Raw genomic sequence first — 18,358 nt, forward strand, 5'->3', positions numbered from 1 at the left:
GTCCTATAGGACGTCAACGCTCGGACGTTAAGAGGGTTCAGGGCCTACGGGTCAGGTGCGAGCGGTCAGGCTCGCCCGGCCTCGAGCTCCTCGGCGGTGAGGCTCTCGTCGTCGTCGGGCCCGAACGTGCGGTACGCGAGCGCGGCGAGCGCTGCACCGACGAGCGGGGCGACCCAGAACAGCCACAGCTGCCCGAGTGCCGGGGCGCCGGAGAAGATCGCGGCGGCCGTGGCGCGTGCCGGGTTCAGCGCGGCGTTGGTGATGGGCGACGCGATGAGAACCAGGACCGCGTACGTCAGTCCGATCGCGACCGGAGCAACGACCTGCAGCGACCGGCGCCTCGTCGTCGCGAGGTAGACGGCCACGAGCACGGCCACCGCGATGACCTCGATAACGACGGCGGCCAGCATCTCGAACGACGCCTTGCCCTGCGAGAGGGTCGCGAGCGGCGAGAGGTCACCGAATCCGTTCGCCGTGGTGGCGAAGAACTTCTGCTCGGTGCTTCCGGGGGAGACGAGCGCCGGCAGCGACTTGGGAATAGTCAGGAATATCACACCGGCGGCGAGCACGCCGCCGACGATCTGGGAGATCCAGTACAGGATCGCCTCGATCCAGGGCGTGCGCCCCGCGATGGCCGAGCCGAGCGTCACGGCCGGGTTGAAGTGCCCACCGGAGACGTGCCCGAACGCGAACATCGCGCCCATCAGCGCGATACCGGAGCCGAGGGCCACGCCCAACGTGCCGGCGCTCGTCACGCCGGAGTACAGCGTGATGCCGATTGCCGCGAGCACGAGGAAGAACGTGCCGAGCATCTCGGCGCCCAGCCGCGCGAAGACGCCCGTGCTCGCCGGCTCGCCGGCTCGCTGGTCCATCGCCTCGGCGCCGGTGACCGGCCTCGCGGCGGGCACCACCGGCGCGCGCGCGTCCGGGGCGGCCGCGGCCGGCGTGCCCGTGGTCGAGCTGAGGTCAGGGATGTCCTGCGACATTTGTCTTTCCTGTCATCCGTGAGGTGCGGAGCGCCGACGGCGACCCCGACGGAGCATGTCCGCTGGACCTGAACGTCGGCTGTGCGTCTCCAGCATGGCACCTATGTTGGGCGCCCCGCCAAGGGTGAAACACGCCCGGCGAGCCAAAGTCTCTCGATGTCGAGTAATCTTGGACGCGGTGGCCACGGATGTGGCCGATGGGGCGAGGGGGCACCGTGTCGCCCGCGGGTGCACCCCGGCGACCGGGTATCACACGAGAACACAGGAGATCCCTTACATGGCCAAGATCAAGGTAGCCGGACCCGTCGTCGACCTCGACGGCGACGAGATGACGCGAATCATCTGGCACTTCATCAAGGACCGGCTGATCCACCCGTACCTCGACATCGACCTGCGGACCTTCGACCTGTCGATCGAGAACCGCGATGCGACCGAGGACCAGGTCACGGTCGACGCGGCGCACGCGATCCAAGAACACGGCGTCGGCGTGAAGTGCGCCACCATCACCCCCGACGAGGCACGCGTCGAGGAGTTCGGCCTGAAGAAGATGTGGCTCTCGCCCAACGGGACGATCCGCAACATCCTCGGCGGTGTCGTCTTCCGCGAGCCGATCATCATCTCGAACATCCCGCGCCTGGTGCCCGGCTGGAACAAGCCGATCGTCATCGGCCGGCACGCCTTCGGCGACCAGTACAAGGCCACGAACTTCCGGGTCCCCGGCGCCGGAAAGCTCACCCTCACCTTCACCCCCTCGGACGGCTCGGAGCCGATCCAGCAGGAGGTCGTCACCTATCCCGAGGGCGGCGGCGTCGCGATGGGCATGTACAACTTCAACGAGTCGATCCGCGACTTCGCGCACGCGTCGCTCGCCTACGGGCTGCAGCGCGGCTACCCGGTGTACCTGTCGACGAAGAACACGATCCTCAAGGCGTACGACGGCGCCTTCAAGGACATCTTCCAGGAGGTGTTCGACGCCGAGTACCGCGAGCAGTTCGACGCCGCGGGCCTCACCTACGAGCACCGCCTGATCGACGACATGGTCGCCGCTGCGATGAAGTGGGAGGGCGGCTACGTCTGGGCCTGCAAGAACTACGACGGCGACGTCCAGTCCGACACGGTCGCGCAGGGCTTCGGCTCGCTCGGCCTGATGACCTCGGTCCTGATGACGCCCGACGGGAAGACCGCCCTGGCCGAGGCCGCGCACGGCACCGTCACCCGGCACTACCGCCAGCACCAGGCCGGCAAGCCGACGTCGACGAACCCGATCGCGTCGATCTTCGCCTGGACCGGGGGCCTCAAGCACCGCGGCAAGCTGGACGGGACCCCCGAGGTCACGGCCTTCGCCGAGACCCTCGAGGACGTCGTCATCAAGACCGTCGAGAGCGGCAAGATGACCAAGGACCTCGCCCTGCTGGTCGGTCCCGACCAGGCATGGCAGACCACCGAGGCGTTCCTCGCCTCGCTGGACGAGAACCTCGCCGCCCGTCTCAACTGAACTGTTGTCCGAAATTACATTCGTCCAGATCAAAGGAGTTCTGTGATGGCTAGCACCACCCCCGTTAACGTCACCGTCACCGGCGCGGCCGGCCAGATCGGTTACGCACTGCTGTTCCGGATCGCGTCCGGGCAGCTGCTCGGGCCCGATGTCCCGGTCAAGCTGCGCCTGCTCGAGATCCCGCAGGGGGTCAAGGGTGCCGAGGGCGCCGCGATGGAGCTCGACGACTGCGCGTTCCCGCTGCTCCGCGGGATCGACATCTTCGACAACCCGACGCACGGCTTCGACGGCGCCAACGTCGCGCTGCTCGTCGGCGCGCGGCCGCGCACGGCGGGCATGGAGCGCGCCGACCTGCTGCGCGTCAACGGCGGGATCTTCGGCCCGCAGGGTGCGGCGATCAACGCCGGGGCGGCGTCGGACATCCGCGTCCTGGTCGTGGGCAACCCCGCGAACACGAACGCGCTCATCGCGTCCGCGCACGCGCCGGACGTCCCGTCCGACCGGTTCACGGCCATGACGCGCCTGGACCACAACCGGGCGCTGTCGCAGCTCTCGAAGAAGGCCGGTGTCCCGGTCAGTGAGATCAAGAAGCTCACCATCTGGGGCAACCACTCCGCGAGCCAGTACCCGGACGTGTTCCACGCGGAGATCTCCGGGAAGCCCGCGGCCGAGGTCATCAACGACCAGGCCTGGATCGAGAACGACTTCATCCCGACCGTCGCCAAGCGTGGCGCCGCGATCATCGAGGTGCGCGGCGGATCCTCGGTGGCATCGGGTGCCAACGGCGCGATCGACCACGTCTACGACTGGGTCAACGGCACGCCCGACGGCGACTGGACCTCGGCCGCCATCCCGTCCGACGGTTCGTACGGCGTGCCCGAGGGCCTGATCTCCTCGTTCCCGGTCACCTCGAAGGGGGACAGCTGGCAGATCGTCCAGGGCCTCGAGATCGACGAGTTCTCGCGCGGGCGGATCGACGCCTCCGTCGCCGAGCTCATCGCCGAGCGCGAGTCGGTCACCGAGCTCGGCCTCATCTGAGACCGGTCTCGACGGCGACCAGTTCGCCCTAGATTCACGTAACGTCCGAGCGTTGACGTCCTTGAGGGGCGTCAACGCTCGGACGTTGTGGGTTTCAGGCGGGGGTTCGGGCGGGTCCGGGTAGGGCAGCGAGGGAGCAGGGTGGCGGAGTGCGGATCGCGATCAGGGTGAAGCCGGGGTCGTCCAGGGCGCGCGTCGGGGGGACCTACGGGGACCGGCTGATCGTCGCGGTGCACGCGCGGGCGGTCGACGGCGGGGCCACCGAGGAGGCCCTCGCGGCGATCGCGGACGCGCTCGGTGCCCGACGGCGACATGTCAGCCTGGTCTCGGGCGTCACCAGCCGCGACAAGCTCGTCGAGGTCGATCCCGAGCCCGACGGGTGCGAGGAGCGGCTGCGCGCGCTGCGCGGGGACTGACCCAGAGGAGTCAGTCGAGCGGCAACTGACGCAGACTGTCAGTCGAGCGGGGACTGACGCTCCCGGTCAGTCGAGCGGGGCCTGCCACGTGAGCAGCGTGCCGACGCCCGACGGCGGGGCCGTGAGACTGAACGTGCCGCCGTCCTGCCGGGCGCGCGCAGCGAGGTTCTTCGTGCCGGAGTGCCGGTCGCGGGTTTCGTCGAGGCCCGCGCCGTCGTCCTCGACCTCGATCACGATGCGGCCGCTCGGACCAGAGCCGTTGACGCTCACCCGAACCGCGACCGACGTCGCCTTCGCGTGCCGCGCGGCGTTCGTCAGCCCCTCCCGGGCGACCGCGACGACATCGTTCGCGCGGTCGGCGCCGACGACGTCGTCGATGCGGCCCAGGAGCTCGTTGTCCGAGGTGTCGACGACGACGCCGTCGGCCGTGATGAGCAGGGACGGGGCGAAACCGAGGCCGCCGCGCGACAGCGTGGCCTCGCGGCGCAGGCGCTCGACGAGCGAGGCGCCCCCAGCGGCCGGGTCGTGCAGCGAGTGCACGATCATCCGGATCTGGCGCACCGAGGAGTCGACCCCGTCCAGGGCCCCGTTGATCAGGCCGGCGATCTCGGCACCGTCCCCGCCGAGCGCGGCCCGGCGGCCGACGGTCTCGAGCTGCAGGCCGGTCGCGAACAGCTGCTGGATGGCCAGGTCGTGCAGGTCGCGCGCGATCCGTTCGCGCTCGTCGAGCAGGGCCGCGACATCCTGAGCGTGCCGCGCCTCGGCGAGGATGAACGCGAGGGCCGCCTGGGCCGCGAACGACTTGGTCATCACGAGGTCGTTGTCGGTGAAGGGCGGGGAGTCGACCCGGCGCAGCAGCATCAGGACGCCGACGCTCTTGCCCGCGGTCCGCAGCGGGGTGTACAGGGCGGGGCCGAACAGGCGCAGCGGTTCGAGCTGCGGAGTCGGGGCGATCGCGAGCGACGGCACCAGGGCGCTGACGCCGCTCTCGAATGCCGCCCACGCGCGCCCCTCGGGGACCATGGCCAGGCCCAGCAGCTTGTCCTGGGCCTGCCCCTCGACGATCTCCATCACGAGCGCGTCGGCCATGCCGGGAAGCACCAGGGCCGCGGTGTCCGCGCCGGCGATCTCGCGCGCGGTGGAGGCGATCTGGGCGAGCACGTCCTCCTCCTCGGCACCCTCCAGGAGCATGGTGGTGATCTGCTGGCCGGCCCGAACCCAGTTCTCGCGCTTGACCGCCAGCGCGTAGAGCTCGGCGTTCTGGATGGCGACCGCCGCCGCCGCCGCGAGCGCGGTGACCAGATCCTCGTCGGAGTCCTCGAAGCCGCCCGCCTTCTCGGACAGGTAGAGGTAGCCGAAGACCTTCTCGCGCACGCGCACTGCCGTGCCGAGGAACGAGCCGAGCGGCGGATGGGACGGGGGAAGCCCCAGGTAGGCGGGGTGCTTGGTCAGGTCCTCGAGCCGCAGGACGCCGTGCGCGGGAATCTGGCCGAGGACGCCGATGGCGTGCGGGGCGTGGCCGAGGGCGGCCACCGTGAGGTCGTCGAACCCGTTCTGGACGAACGTCGTGGACGTGCCGTGCTCGTCGAGGATGTTGATGGCCCCGTACCGCGCGCCGGTGAGCTCCGTGCTCGCGTCGACGAACCGCTTGAGCAGGCTCGGCAGGTCGAGATCCGCGGCAAGCGCGAGGACGGCTTGCAGCAATGCTGCGTCGCGCGTTCCCGCCTGGGCGGGTTCGTCGATGTCCATGATTTCTCCCCAGCTGCGCCGTGCGACTACTTCACGGTACGTCCTCGCGCCCGGGACATAAGTCCCGGGTGGGTATCGGCTTCTGCGGCGACCTCCGGTGACGTGCTGATGAGCGCACCGCCGGCGATCGCGGCGAGGGCGAGGATCGCGGCGAACAGGGTCGCGCCCCGGGCCAGCCCGACGGCGTCGATCAGGTAGCCGATGAGCACCGCCAGCACCCCCGCGGGGACATACCCGCCGATGTTCAGGACGGAGTTCGCCTCGGCTCGCCGGTTGCTGGGCACGTGGGTCCCGATCAGGCTCAGGCCGCCGAGCTGACCGAGGCCCTGTCCGGCCCCCGCGAGGACCGCCGCGACCACCAGCGGCACCGCGAGCGACCCGTTCACTGCGACCACGAGGGCGATCATTGAGGCGAGCGTTGCCCCGGTGCTCAGGATCAGGATGCTGCGCGCCGGCAGGCGGGGAACGGCGAGCTGAACGGCGGTGGCCGTCACGAACATCACGCACGCCGTCCCGCCGGCGATCAGCGGGCTCGAGACGCCGAGCAGGGTCGACAGGAGGGACGGGCCGAGCGACAGCACGAACGAGGTTGCCGTGATGCCGGGCGCGAACGCGGCGATGCCGAGGGCCACCTGATTCTGGTTCGGCCGCGGGACGGACGGCAGGTGGAGCCCGGAGCCCGTGACCTGCCGGGTCGAAGGCTGACGAGGGCTGGGACGAGGGATGGGCAGGCGATACGCGATCACGAGCGCGCCGAGCAGGAGGACGAGCTCCACCGCGAAGATCGGGACGACCGGCTCGGCGGTTTCCTGCGCGATCAGCCCTGCCAGCAACGGGCCCAGTCCCGCCCCGAGCACCATCGCGACCGAGGCCGCCAGGGAAGCCTGCCGACGGCGGTCAGGCCCGCCCAGGTCCACCACCGCGGCCATCCCCGCGGAGACGACGACGCCGACCGCGACCCCGGTGAGGAACCTCGCGATCACCAGCACGACGACGCTGGACGCCGACATGAACAGCACGCACGCCGTCAGGGCGACCAGCAGGCCGGGAATGAGGACCGGCTTGCGACCGAAGCGATCCGCTGCCCGCCCGGCGACGACGAGCGTCAGCAGCAGGTCCGGCGATGTACGCCGCAAAGATCACCGTCAGAGTGCCCGAGGAGAAGCCGAGCTCATGCTGCCAGCGGACGTAGAGCGGCGTGGGCGAGTTCGACAGCACGAAGACGGCGCAGACGATCGCTGCCGCCGACAGCATCGGCCGGACCCCCGACCCCGTGCTCGATGTTCCTGTGCGTTCTGTGGTCGGCGTAGTCACCGTCTGGTCCTCCTTGGTTTGCTGTACGAATTTTCTCGAACCTACCCCAGTTCGAAGTAATTCGTACAACGACTAGGATGGGGGGATGACGACGACCGACGCGCGCATCGAGACTCCCGGGAGCCGCACGCCCCCGGCGGGGCTGCCCGATCCGCTGCCTGAGCCCCCGGTCGAGGAGCTGCGGCTCGAGGTGGTCATGGGCGCTTTGTCCGATCCGCTGCGGCTGACGATCGTGCGCAAGCTGATGCTCGAATCACAGGCCTACGACCACACCTGCGGCTGGTTCGGCTTCGACCGTCCCAAGTCCTCGCTCACCTACCACTTCAAGACGCTCCGGGCGGCCGGCCTGATCCGGCAGCGCCAGTACGGCCTCGAGCGACGCAGCCGGGTGCGCACAGAGGATCTCGGCCAGCGGTTCCCCGGGCTCCTCGCGCTCGTCGCCGCGACCTCGCCGGTCTCAAGCACCGCGTCGAGTCGGCAGCTGACGGGTGGCGGCGTCGCCCGCGGCCGCCGGTGACCCGTTCGAGGCGCTCGGAGACCCGAACCGCCGGGAGATCCTGAGCCTTGCTCGGGCTCGGCGACAAGTCGGTCCAGGAGCTCACCGCCGAGCTCGCGTCAGCCGTCCCGCGGTCTCGCGTCACCTCCGGCTGCTCGCCGAGAACACCTCGCCGGGGCCGACCGCATGATCGAGCCACCGATGATCGAGCCGCTGCGGACCACGTTCGACAGGCGTGCTCGGTCGAGCACGCCTTCACCACCTGGACCGCGAAGATCGACACGTGGTGGCACCGCCGACCACACGGCCAGCGGTGCGCCCGACGTCGTCGTCGTGCTCGAGACCGCGCTGGGCGGGCGGATCTACGAGCGCACGCCGACCGGCGTCGAGCACGAATGGGGCGAGGTGACGGTGTGGGAGCCGCCGACCCGGTTGGGCTACCGGTGGCACCTGCGCCGCGCTGCTGCCGCACTGTCGGGCGGCGATCGAGGCGGGCTAGTTCGTGGGCCTCAGCCCGAGTTTGCCTCGTTGACCAGGGACGGCCAGGTCTGGGGACCGACGATCCCGTCGACCGCGAAGGGCTTGATGTCGAGGGCCAGCTGCTCCTGGAACCAGATCACCTCCTGACGGGTCTTCGGCCCGAAGATCCCGTCGACGACCAGGGTTCCGTTGCCCTTGAGATCGCGGAAGTTGATCTGGTCCTGCACTGCCCGGACGGCGTCACCGCGGCTGCCCTGGCGGACCGTGATGATCAGCGAGCTCCACGTCTGGCTACCGACGATGCCGTCCACGAGCAGGTGATGACTCCGCTGGAACGCCACGACGGCGGCATCGGTCCTCGGCCCGAAGATCCCGTCGACGGTGATCGAGGCTCCGCGTGCCCGCAGCAGGAACTGCAGGGACCGCACGGTCGCGTGCGGCCAGAGGCTGTTGGGCCCCTGGCGCAGCACCGGCCACCGCTGGAGTTGCGACACCGCTGTTGGCTGCAGTGCCGAGGGTCGCAGGGCCGACGTCGCGAGTGTCGAGGCCGTCGAGATCGACGCCGTCGATGCGGCGGGCACGCGCGGCTGGGTGGCGCCGGCCCCAGCCGCCGTCGCGCTGGGCGCACCGGAGAGGAACAGCGAGCCTGTGACGACCGCGCAGGCGAATTCTTTCTGGTGCCTTGTCAATCTTCCAGCGGTCATCGTTCCAGTCCCCTGCTCAGGATCTTTCCCGGCGTGCCATTTTGACGCTAGCGCTGGACAACCGCACTGTCCACGGCCGCCGGTCGTCGTCGAACTGGGAGTCGTTGTCGTCAAATCGCCCGAAATACGACAACAACTCCCAGTTCGCGGCGCGAACGGGCCGCTCGTGGCGCCGACCCGCGCGGGGAGGATCGCCGTCCTACCCCCGCAGCACCGTCCCGAGCCGCCGCATCCCTTCGGAGATCTCCTCCGGGGTGTGCGTCGTGAACGAGAGTCGCAGCGTCGACCGGTCGGGATCCCCGGCGAAGAACGCCGCGCCGGGCACGAACGCCACGTCCCGCTCGAGAGCGAGCGGCAGCAGCGATGCCGTGTCCGCCACGGCCGGCAGCCGGGTCCACACGAACATGCCGCCGTCGGGATTGCTCCAGGTGCTTCCCGCGGGCAGCGTCCCGGGCAGGGCGCTCAGCATCGCGTCCCGGCGCAGCCCGTAGACCTCGCGCAGCCGCCGCACGTGCGCGTCGAGATCGGTCGCCCCGATCCAGGAGGCGGCCGCCGCCTGGTCGACCGTCGAGGTGTGCAGGTCGGCGACCTGCTTGGCGATCACGAGCGCGGGCAGCAGGCTCGCCGGGGCGCGCAGCCAGCCCAGCCGCAGGCCGGGGGCGCCGGTCTTGGAGAAGCTGCCCAGGTGGATGACCCGGCTGCCGGCGGCAGGCTCGGCCGCCAGCGGAGCCAGCGTCTCGCCCCGGTAGCGCAGCTCGCCGTACGGGTCGTCCTCGACGACCCACACCCCGTGCGCGGCGGCGAGCTCGGCGACGACGGTGCGGCGCGAGGCGCTCAACGTGCGCCCGGTCGGATTGGCGAAGGTGGGCACCAGGTAGATCAGCGTCGGGCGCTCGCGCTCGAGGACCTCGGCGAGGGCCACCGGGTCGATGCCGTCCTCGTCGCCGGCCACCGGCACGATCCGCGCGCCGATCAGCTGGAAGGACTGCAGCGCCGCGAGGTACGTCGGTTCCTCCACGACGACGACGGCGCCCGGGTCGAGCAGGGCGGTCGCGACCAGGGTCAGCGCCTGCTGGGACCCGGTCGTGACGAGCAGGTCGGCGCCCGTGGTGGGCAGCCCGCGACGGGTCATCCGCTCGGCGACCAGGGCGCGGAGCTCGGCGTTCCCCTCGGTCGGCGCGTACTGCAGCGTGCGCCGGGCGGCGGGCCCGGTCAGGACCTGGTCGAACGCGGCGCGCAGCCCCTCGACGTCGAACAGCTCCGGCGCCGGAAGCCCGCCGGCGAACGAGATGACCTCGGGTCGGGAGGTGAGTGCGAGCAGGTCCCGGACGGGGGAGCTGGCGACGTTGCGCAGGCGCTGGGCCAGGCGCGCGGGTGGGATTGCAGAGACGGTCACGGCGGGTCCTCGGTCGACAGGCGGCAGGCGGCGGGTGCGCGGCGGCCGGCGGGGATTCCGCGGCGGCTTGCACCAAGGGAGGCTGCACTGGTCGAGGCGCCAGGTCGAAGGGTACAACGAGCGCGCCGGAGGAGGCAGGCGAAGTCGCGCGTGTGACGTTACAAACGTAGGATGACGCCATGCCGCCCGCCAGCCCGCCCCGCCGGGTGACCATGGCCCAGGTCGCGCGCCGCGCCGGGGTGTCCATGATGACGGCGTCGTACACCTACAACCGGCCCGACCGCGTCTCGGAGGCGAGCCGGGCGAAGGTCCTCGCCGCGGCCGCCGAGCTCGGCTACGCGGGACCCGACGCCAGCGCCCGCTCGCTGCGGTACGGCAGCTCGCGCACCCTCGGCCTCGTGCTCGGCGAGCACCTCACCTACGCGTTCGAGGACCCGCAGGCGACGTCCTTCCTGGCCGGGATCGCCGACGTCTGCGCCGAACGCGGCTACGGGCTGCTGATCGTGCCGATCACGGGGACCGACGACGACGCCGAACGGGTCGCGGCCGCCGCGGTCGACGCGTTCATCGTGTGGACCACGGCCGACGACGACCCGGTGCTCGACGCCGCGCGCGGCACGCAACGGCCCGTCGTCATTCATGGTGGCCCCGCACGTGCGGGCTTCACCCTGGTCAGCATCGACAACCGGGCCGCCGCGCGGGAGGTCGGCCGGGCCGCTTTCGCCGGCGCCGCGCGTCCGGCCGTGATCAGCTTCCCGCTCGACCGGGCGCGCCGAACCGAGCTGGTCGCCGGTCTGGATCCGGCCGCGGCCCTGTTCCCGGTCACCCGCGAGCGGCTCGAGGGCTACCGCGAGGCCGCCGAGGACCTCGGCATCCGCTGGTCGGACGTCCTCGTCGGCGTCTGTGCCACGAACGACGCCGGCGAGGCACGCTCGCTCGCCGAGCAGCTGCTCGCGCTGGACCCGCCGGTCGACGCGATCGCCGCGATGAGCGACCAGCAGGCCCTCGGCGTGCTCCGGGCGGGCGTCGCGGCCGCGCGTGCGGTCCCGGAACGGCTGTCCGTGACCGGATGGGACGACTCGGCGGTCGCGGCCGACAACGCCCTGACGACGCTCGCGCAGGACCTTCGCGCGCAGGGCGTCGCGTGCGCCCGCGCAGCCCTCGGTGAGGATCCAGGGTCCAGCGCGGACGCCTGGAGCCTCGTCCGACGGGCGTCGACGAGGCCCTGACGTCGCGACCTGCCCGCTGCCGGCCCGATCCCCGAGCGCACCGCGACAGCACCAAAGCCGACACATAAAGCCGCAACGTCCGAGCGTTGACGTCCTTGGTTCCGGCGCCGTGAGGCTGCCCGGGGTGGGCGAGTCGCGCGCGCAGTGGATCGACGCCGGCACGATCGCCTGGCCCGCCGACCCGGTGCCCGCGGGCACCGATCCGGCGGCGCTGGCCTGGAAGCTGCACTCGGCGGCCGACGGTTCGCTCGAGGTGACGGACGGCGTCGTCGTCGGCGGGGCGTCGCGGGACCTGACATACGCGCCTGGGGGGCTGAGCGCCACGCAGCTCGCGCGCTTCCCCGCGCTCAAGGGCTACCTCGCACTGACGGTCACCGGGGCCGACCGGGCCACGGTCGAGGCCCTGCTCAAGGGCGAGCTGTTCGTCGGGGAGTACGCCGCCGACGGAACCGCGCGCGCGATCACCGCGGTGCAGATCCCGGGCGTCGTGGACGACCTCTACTCGGCAGATGCCGCTCACCGGACGCTCGGCGCGACCTGGAAGGACCAGGCGCCCTCCCTCGCGCTCTGGGCGCCGACCGCCCAGAAGGTCGACCTGCTGCTCTGGACCGGCGCCCGCAACGGGGCCGTGACCGGTGACCCGACCCGGGTCGCCATGACCCGCCGGGCCGATGGGTCCTGGGTCGCGCCCGGCACCCGCTCCTGGGCCGGCGCGGCGTACCGCTACGAGGTCAGCGTCTACGCGCCCAGCACCGACAAGGTCGAGGTCAACCAGGTCACCGACCCGTACTCGGTCGCCCTGACGACCAACTCGACGCACTCGGTCCTGATCGACCTCGCCGACACCGCATACCGGCCCCGGACCTGGGAGAAGACCCGCCAGCCCATCGTCGCCGACCCGGTCGACCAGACGATCTACGAGCTGCACGTGCGGGACTTCTCGATCGGCGACAAGACCGTCCCGGCGGCCCTGCGCGGCACCTACGGCGCGTTCGCGTACGACGGCGCCGGGACCAAGCACCTGCGCACGCTCGCCCGCGCGGGCCTGACCACCGTGCACCTGCTGCCCACGTTCGACATCGCCACGATCGAGGAGGACCGCTCCAAGCAGGCGGTGCCCGCCGGCGACCTGGCGTCCCTCCCGGCGGACTCCGACCAGCAGCAGGCCGCGGTCACCGCCGTGGCCGACAAGGACGGCTACAACTGGGGCTACGACCCGCTGCACTACTCCACGCCCGAGGGCTCCTACGCGCGCAACCCCGACGGCGGCGCCCGGATCGCCGAGTTCCGCACGATGGTCGGGGCGCTGCACGCCGACGGCCTGCAGGTCGTGCTCGACCAGGTGTTCAACCACACCGCGGCCAGCGGCCAGGACCCGAAGTCGGTGCTGGACCAGGTGGTGCCCGGCTACTACCAGCGCCTCGACGCGACCGGCAAGGTCGAGACCTCGACCTGCTGCCAGAACGTGGCGATCGAGCACGCGATGGCCCAGAAGCTGATGGTCGACTCGGTCGTGCTGTGGGCGCGGGACTACAAGGTCGACGGGTTCCGGTTCGACCTCATGGGCCACCACTCGGTCGCGACCATGAAGGCCGTCCGCGCCGGGCTCGACGCGCTCACGCCTCGCCGCGACGGCGTGAACGGCAAGGCCGTCTACCTCTACGGCGAGGGCTGGAACTTCGGGGAGGTCGCGAACAACCGGCTCTTCACCCAGGCCACCCAGGGCCAGCTCGGCGGCACCGGGATCGGCACCTTCAGCGACCGGCTGCGCGACGCCGTGCGCGGCGGCGGCCCGTTCGACGACGACCCGAGCATCCAGGGCTTCGGCAGCGGGGAGTACACCGACCCCAACGGCTCGGCCGCGAACGGCACCACCGCCGACCAGCTCGCCCGCGTCCAGCACGACGGCGACCTCGTCCGGCTCGGGCTGGCCGGCAACCTGCGCGACTACTCGTTCCTGACCAGCGCCGGGAGCGTGCGCAAGGGGTCGCAGCTCGACTACAACGGTCAGCCGGCCGGCTACGCCGACCAGCCGGCGGAGGTCATCAGCTACGTCGATGCGCACGACAACGAGACGATCTTCGACGCGCTGACCCTCAAGCTGCCCGCGGCCACCACGATGAAGGACCGGGTGCGGATGAACACCGTGTCCCTCGCGACGACCGCGCTCGCCCAGACACCGTCGTTCTGGCACGCCGGGGCGGAGATGCTGCGGAGCAAGTCGCTCGACCGCAACAGCTTCAACTCGGGGGACTGGTTCAACTCCCTCGACTTCACCGGTCAGGACAACGGCTTCGGCCGGGGGCTGCCGCCGGCCGCCGACAACCAGGCGAAGTGGCCCTACCAGAAGCCGCTGCTCGCCAACCCGGCGCTCAAGCCCGCCCCCGCGGACATCGCCACGGCCGAGTCGGCGTCGGAGAACCTGCTCCGGCTGCGCTTCTCGACCCCGCTGTTCCGGCTCGGCGACGCGGCGCTCATCGAGGCGAAGGTCACCTTCCCCGGCAGCGGACCGACCGCCGCCCCGGGCGTGATCGTGATGCGCGTGAACGACCGCGTCGGGGTCGACGTGGATAGGAAGCTGGACGGCGTGCTCGTCGTGTTCAACGCGAGCGACGAGCCCACCACCCAGAAGATCGCCGGCCTGGCGAGCCACGACTACGCCCTGTCCCCGGTGCTGGCCCGGGGCGCCGACGCCGTCGTCCGCCAGACAACCTGGAACAGGTCCACCGGCGAGGTCACGGTCCCCGCCCGCACGGTCGCCGTCCTGCAGGAGAAGCAGCACCGCTGACCCTGGTCACCTCGCCGAGAAGTCAAAATCCGCCCGTCCGGATCGAATCGGACGGGTGGATTTTGACTTCTCGGCGGGCTCGGCGGGCTCGGCGGACCGTGGGCTTTGCGGGCCCGGTGGTTGGTTGAGCAGCTCAGGGTGCCTGGATGTATCGGTGGGTGTATTGCTGGGTGTATCGAACGTCCACCCACGGTGCATTCTCGATACACCCAGCCCTACACCCAGCCCGCCCGACGTCGTTCGCCAGCCACGAGTCCGCCCGACGTCGTTCGCCAGCCACGAGTCCGCCCGACGTTGACCGATGGCCGCCTGGCCGCGTGGCCGATGGCGTCCGACACCCCCAGCCGGCTGCTGAACGCCGTCGTCCGGCGGGGTTGGGTCAGCGGAAGACGATGGTGCGGTGGCCGTCGAGGAGGACTCGGTGCTCGGCGTGCCAGCGGACCGCTCTGGCCAGGGCCCGGCGCTCGACGTCCTGGCCGAGGCGCATCAGTTCGTCGACGTGCCGGGTGTGGTCGACCCGCTCGACGTCCTGCTCGATGATCGGGCCCTCGTCCAGGTCTCCGGTGACGTAGTGCGCGGTCGCACCGATCAGCTTGACCCCGCGCTCATGGGCCTGCGCATACGGGCGCGCGCCCTTGAAGCTCGGCAGGAACGAGTGGTGGATGTTGATCACGCGCCCGGCGAGCTCGCGGCACAGGTCGTCGGACAGGATCTGCATGTACCGGCCGAGCACCACCAGCTCGACGCCCAGCTCGCGGACCAGCGCGAGCAGCTGCGCCTCGGCGTCCGCCCTTTTCTCGCGCGTGACGGGCACGTGGTGGAACGGGATGCCGTAGAACTCGGCGAGCTCGGCGAGCACCGTGTGGTTGGAGACCACCGCGACGATGTCGATCGGCAGGTTCTCCGAACGCTGGCGGAACGCCAGGTCGTTGAGGCAGTGCTCCGCGGTCGAGCCCATCACGAGCGTGCGGATCGGGCGCCCGACGACGTCCAGGTCCCACGTCATGTCGAACCGCGCGGCGAGCACCGCCATCGCGCCGGCGAGGTCCGCGCGCTCGGCCGCCGACTCGACCTGCACGCGCATGAAGAACAGCCCGGACAGCGGGTCGCCGAACTGCTGGGACTCGGTGATGTTCCCGCCGTGCTCGGCGAGCATCCCGGCGACCGCGTGCACGATGCCGGGACGGTCCGGGCAGGACAGGATCAGGACCCAGTGGGTCGTGGTCGGCGTCGTGAATTCGGTGTGAACAGCGGGTTCCGTGGGGTGGGACACAGGGGTAAAGGTAGTCGGGCCCAGTGGCGACTGACACGATGGGCACATGAGCGCACCAGACGTCACGATCCAGGTCGTCACCGACGACGAGGCCGGGGAGCTGCTGACCCTGCGGCGGGCCGCCTTCGTCACCGAGGCCCAGATCTACGGCGACCCGAACATCCCCCCGCTCACCCAGACCCTCGGCGAGCTGCGCGCGGACCTCGCGGCCCACGGCGTGATCACCCTCGGCGCCCGCTCCGGGCACCGCCTGGTCGGCTCGGTGCGGGTCGTGCTCGAGGACAAGAAGGCCACCCTCGGCCGCCTCGCCGTCGCCCCTGACCTGCAGGGCAAGGGGATCGGCACCCAGCTGCTGCTCGCCGTCGTACCGCACCTGCCGGACGACACCGAGGAGATCTGGGTCTTCACCGGCCAGGACTCGGTGCAGAACCTCGCGATGTACACCAAGCACGGGTACGAGCACCAGTACGACCGCACCGCGGGCGACCTCACGTACGCCTACCTGCGCCGGATCCTGGGCGACGGCGACGGCGACGGCGAGGACGAGGACGACGCCGCGGCGGACGGCGGGAACGACCCCGCCTGAGATTGGTAGGCTGTCCGCGTCGCGACTGGCGCGGGTGGGTCACCACCGGGGAGCGACGAAGCAGCAGCAGACTTCTGGGTCGTACGCCTGGGCCTCGGGTCACCACACCTGCGTGTGTGCGTGCCCGGACCGATCCCGGGATCCCCACCACACTGCTCACACAGCTCCAGGCGAGGACAACCCGATGAGCGATCAGACCGAGAACGTCATGAACCAGTCCCTTGCGGATCTGGACCCCGAGATCCAGGCGGTGCTCGACAACGAGCTGACCCGCCAGCGCGACACGCTCGAGATGATCGCGAGCGAGAACTTCGTGCCGCGCGCCGTCCTGCAGGCGCAGGGCTCCGTGCTGACGAACAAGTACGCCGAGGGGTACCCGGGCAAGCGGTACTACGGCGGCTGCGAGCACGTCGACGTCGCGGAGAACCTCGCGATCTCGCGCGCGAAGGACCTGTTCGGCGCCGAGCACGCCAACGTCCAGCCGCACTCGGGCGCGACGGCCAACGCCGCCGTCCTGCACGCGCTGATCAACGCGGGCGACAAGATCCTCGGCCTCGAGCTCGCGCACGGCGGGCACCTCACGCACGGCATGCGGATCAACTTCTCCGGCAAGCTGTACGAGGTCGCGGCCTACGGAGTCGACCCCGACACGTTCCGCGTCGACATGGACCAGGTCCGCAAGAAGGCCCTGGAGGCCCGCCCCGACGTGATCATCGCCGGCTGGTCGGCGTACTCCCGGCACCTGGACTTCGAGGCCTTCCGCTCCATCGCCGACGAGGTCGGCGCGAAGCTCTGGGTCGACATGGCGCACTTCGCCGGGCTCGTCGCGGCCGGCCTGCACCCGAGCCCCGTGCCGTACGCCGACGTCGTGTCCTCGACCGGTCACAAGACCATCGGCGGACCGCGCTCGGGCTTCATCCTGTCCAAGACCGAGCTCGCGAAGAAGATCGACTCCGCGGTCTTCCCGGGCCAGCAGGGCGGCCCGCTCATGCACGTGATCGCCGCCAAGGCCGTCGCGTTCAAGATCGCCGCCACGCAGGAGTTCAAGGCCCGCCAGCAGCGCACCATCGACGGCGCCCGGCTCATCGCGGACCGTCTCTCCGCGCCCGACGTCGCCGCGGCGGGCGTCTCGGTGCTCACCGGCGGGACCGACGTGCACCTCGTGCTGGTCGACCTGCGCAAGTCCGAGCTGGACGGCCAGCAGGCCGAGGACCTCCTGCACAGCGCCGGCATCACCGTGAACCGCAACGCGGTCCCGTTCGACCCGCGCCCTCCGCGCGTCACCTCGGGCCTGCGGATCGGGACACCCGCGCTGGCGACCCGCGGCTTCGGCGACACCGAGTTCGCGGAGGTCGGCGAGATCATCGCCACCGCGCTGGTCGGTGGCCACGGCACGGACCTCGAGTCCCTGCGCACCCGGGTCGCCAAGCTCACCGGTCAGTTCCCCCTCTACCCCGGCCTGCAACAGTGACCGAGGGTTCGCACCGCGCGAACATCCTGGACGGCAAGGCGACCGCTGCGGCGATCAAGACCGAGCTCGCCGAGCGGGTCGCCGCGCTCGCCGCGCGCGGCGTCGTGCCGGGCCTGGGCACGGTCCTCGTCGGCGACGACCCGGGCAGCCGGGCCTACGTCAAGGGCAAGCACCGGGACTGCGCGGAGGTCGGCATCGCGTCGCTGCGCGCGGACCTGCCCGCGACCGCGACCCAGCAGGACATCGAGGCCGCCGTCGCGCGGCTGAACGCCGACCCCGCGTGCACCGGGTTCATCGTCCAGCTGCCGCTGCCCAAGGGCATCGACACCAACCGGGTGCTCGAGCTCGTGGACCCGGCCAAGGACGCGGACGGCCTGCACCCGACCAACCTCGGGCGCCTGGTGCTGCGGGTCAACGGGCCGGTCGACTCGCCGCTGCCGTGCACCCCGCGCGGCATCATCGAGCTGCTCGTGCGGCACGGGATCGAGCTCAAGGGCAAGGACGTCGTCGTCGTCGGGCGCGGGACGACGGTGGGGCGCACGATCGGCCTGCTGCTCACCCGACGGGAGCACAACGCGACCGTGACGCTCACCCACACCGGGACGGCGGACCTGGCCGAGCACACCCGGAACGCGGACGTCATCGTGGCCGCGGCCGGGGTCCCCGGCATCATCACGGCGGACCTCGTCAAGCCCGGCGCGATCGTGCTCGACGTCGGGGTCACCCGCGTCGTGGACGCCGACACCGGCAAGACCCGGTTGTCGGGCGACGTCGACCCGGGCGTCGCGGAGGTCGCCGGCTGGCTCTCGCCCAACCCGGGCGGCGTCGGCCCGATGACCCGCGCGATGCTCCTGGCGAACGTCGTAGAAGCAGCCGAGCGCGCAGCCGTCTAGCCCCACCCCCTCCCGAGTTGTCAGCCCGAGCGCGGTCCCCAGAC

Annotated in this window: 14 protein-coding genes, 1 pseudogene and 1 riboswitch; of the genes and pseudogenes, 9 read left to right on the plus strand and 6 right to left on the minus strand. The window is 71.2% G+C overall.

Annotation, left to right across the window (positions count from 1 at the left end; all coding sequences use genetic code 11):
* Positions 1-65: 65 nt before the first annotated feature.
* The gene (locus tag VIM26_RS22460; protein WP_331955444.1) at positions 66-986 is read right to left on the minus strand and encodes an aquaporin; all 921 of its coding nucleotides are present in this window, start codon (positions 984-986) and stop codon (positions 66-68) included.
* A 277-nt stretch (positions 987-1,263) separates the two neighbouring features.
* On the opposite strand from VIM26_RS22460, the gene VIM26_RS22465 reads away from it, so the two are divergent.
* The 3 genes from VIM26_RS22465 (at position 1,264) to VIM26_RS22475 (ending at position 3,935) form a co-directional block, all read left to right on the plus strand.
* Positions 1,264-2,481 (plus strand): NADP-dependent isocitrate dehydrogenase, encoded by a 1,218-nt coding sequence (locus tag VIM26_RS22465; protein ID WP_331955446.1) that lies wholly within the window; start codon positions 1,264-1,266, stop codon positions 2,479-2,481.
* A gap of 45 nt (positions 2,482-2,526) precedes the next feature.
* The gene (locus tag VIM26_RS22470) at positions 2,527-3,519 is read left to right on the plus strand and encodes a malate dehydrogenase (protein ID WP_331955448.1); all 993 of its coding nucleotides are present in this window, start codon (positions 2,527-2,529) and stop codon (positions 3,517-3,519) included.
* A gap of 149 nt (positions 3,520-3,668) precedes the next feature.
* Complete coding sequence (locus VIM26_RS22475) at positions 3,669-3,935, plus strand: DUF167 domain-containing protein (protein ID WP_331955450.1); 267 nt, start codon at positions 3,669-3,671, stop codon at positions 3,933-3,935.
* Positions 3,936-4,001: 66 nt separating this feature from the next.
* Here the strand turns inward: VIM26_RS22475 and VIM26_RS22480 are convergent, their stop codons facing one another.
* Together VIM26_RS22480 and VIM26_RS22485 are read right to left on the minus strand one after the other, a co-directional pair.
* Complete coding sequence (locus VIM26_RS22480; RefSeq protein ID WP_331955451.1) at positions 4,002-5,684, minus strand: GAF domain-containing sensor histidine kinase; 1,683 nt, start codon at positions 5,682-5,684, stop codon at positions 4,002-4,004.
* Between the two features lie 26 nt (positions 5,685-5,710).
* The gene (locus VIM26_RS22485) at positions 5,711-6,820 is read right to left on the minus strand and encodes an MFS transporter (protein WP_331955453.1); all 1,110 of its coding nucleotides are present in this window, start codon (positions 6,818-6,820) and stop codon (positions 5,711-5,713) included.
* A 263-nt stretch (positions 6,821-7,083) separates the two neighbouring features.
* Here VIM26_RS22485 and VIM26_RS22490 point away from each other — a divergent pair, with 263 nt between their 5' ends.
* Entirely contained in the window at positions 7,084-7,515 is a 432-nt protein-coding gene (locus VIM26_RS22490) for a helix-turn-helix domain-containing protein (protein WP_331955455.1), read from the plus strand.
* Between the two features lie 488 nt (positions 7,516-8,003).
* On the opposite strand, the gene VIM26_RS22495 is transcribed toward VIM26_RS22490, so the two are convergent.
* Both VIM26_RS22495 and VIM26_RS22500 read right to left on the minus strand, forming a co-directional pair.
* Positions 8,004-8,468: a peptidoglycan-binding protein gene (locus tag VIM26_RS22495; RefSeq protein ID WP_331955457.1), complete on the minus strand. Its 465-nt coding sequence runs from the start codon at positions 8,466-8,468 to the stop codon at positions 8,004-8,006.
* Positions 8,469-8,877: 409 nt separating this feature from the next.
* Positions 8,878-10,074 (minus strand): PLP-dependent aminotransferase family protein, encoded by a 1,197-nt coding sequence (locus VIM26_RS22500; protein WP_331955459.1) that lies wholly within the window; start codon positions 10,072-10,074, stop codon positions 8,878-8,880.
* A gap of 179 nt (positions 10,075-10,253) precedes the next feature.
* Here VIM26_RS22500 and VIM26_RS22505 point away from each other — a divergent pair, with 179 nt between their 5' ends.
* The gene (locus VIM26_RS22505; protein ID WP_331955461.1) at positions 10,254-11,303 is read left to right on the plus strand and encodes a LacI family DNA-binding transcriptional regulator; all 1,050 of its coding nucleotides are present in this window, start codon (positions 10,254-10,256) and stop codon (positions 11,301-11,303) included.
* Positions 11,304-11,418: 115 nt separating this feature from the next.
* A pseudogene (pulA, locus tag VIM26_RS22510) lies at positions 11,419-14,091 on the plus strand (pullulanase-type alpha-1,6-glucosidase); the annotation flags it as partial.
* Positions 14,092-14,470: 379 nt separating this feature from the next.
* Here pulA and purU read toward each other — a convergent pair.
* Positions 14,471-15,364, minus strand: a complete 894-nt coding sequence (purU, locus tag VIM26_RS22515) for a formyltetrahydrofolate deformylase (RefSeq protein WP_331955463.1) — start codon at positions 15,362-15,364, stop codon at positions 14,471-14,473.
* Between the two features lie 46 nt (positions 15,365-15,410).
* On the opposite strand from purU, the gene VIM26_RS22520 reads away from it, so the two are divergent.
* The 3 genes from VIM26_RS22520 to VIM26_RS22530 all read left to right on the plus strand — a co-directional run bounded on the left by VIM26_RS22520 (position 15,411) and on the right by VIM26_RS22530 (position 18,314).
* Positions 15,411-15,950 carry a GNAT family N-acetyltransferase gene (locus tag VIM26_RS22520; RefSeq protein ID WP_331955464.1) on the plus strand — a complete coding sequence of 180 codons (540 nt, stop codon included), beginning with the start codon at positions 15,411-15,413 and terminating at the stop codon, positions 15,948-15,950.
* 11 nt (positions 15,951-15,961) lie between these two features.
* Positions 15,962-16,050, plus strand: a riboswitch (ZMP/ZTP riboswitch).
* 84 nt (positions 16,051-16,134) lie between these two features.
* Positions 16,135-17,421: a serine hydroxymethyltransferase gene (gene glyA, locus VIM26_RS22525; RefSeq protein ID WP_331955466.1), complete on the plus strand. Its 1,287-nt coding sequence runs from the start codon at positions 16,135-16,137 to the stop codon at positions 17,419-17,421.
* Complete coding sequence (locus VIM26_RS22530; RefSeq protein ID WP_331955468.1) at positions 17,418-18,314, plus strand: bifunctional methylenetetrahydrofolate dehydrogenase/methenyltetrahydrofolate cyclohydrolase; 897 nt, start codon at positions 17,418-17,420, stop codon at positions 18,312-18,314. Before glyA ends, VIM26_RS22530 begins: the two co-directional genes overlap by 4 nt.
* Positions 18,315-18,358: the final 44 nt, after the last annotated feature.

This window comes from Pengzhenrongella sp. (genome assembly GCF_036565025.1).
Taxonomy (GTDB): Bacteria; Actinomycetota; Actinomycetes; order Actinomycetales; family Cellulomonadaceae; genus Pengzhenrongella.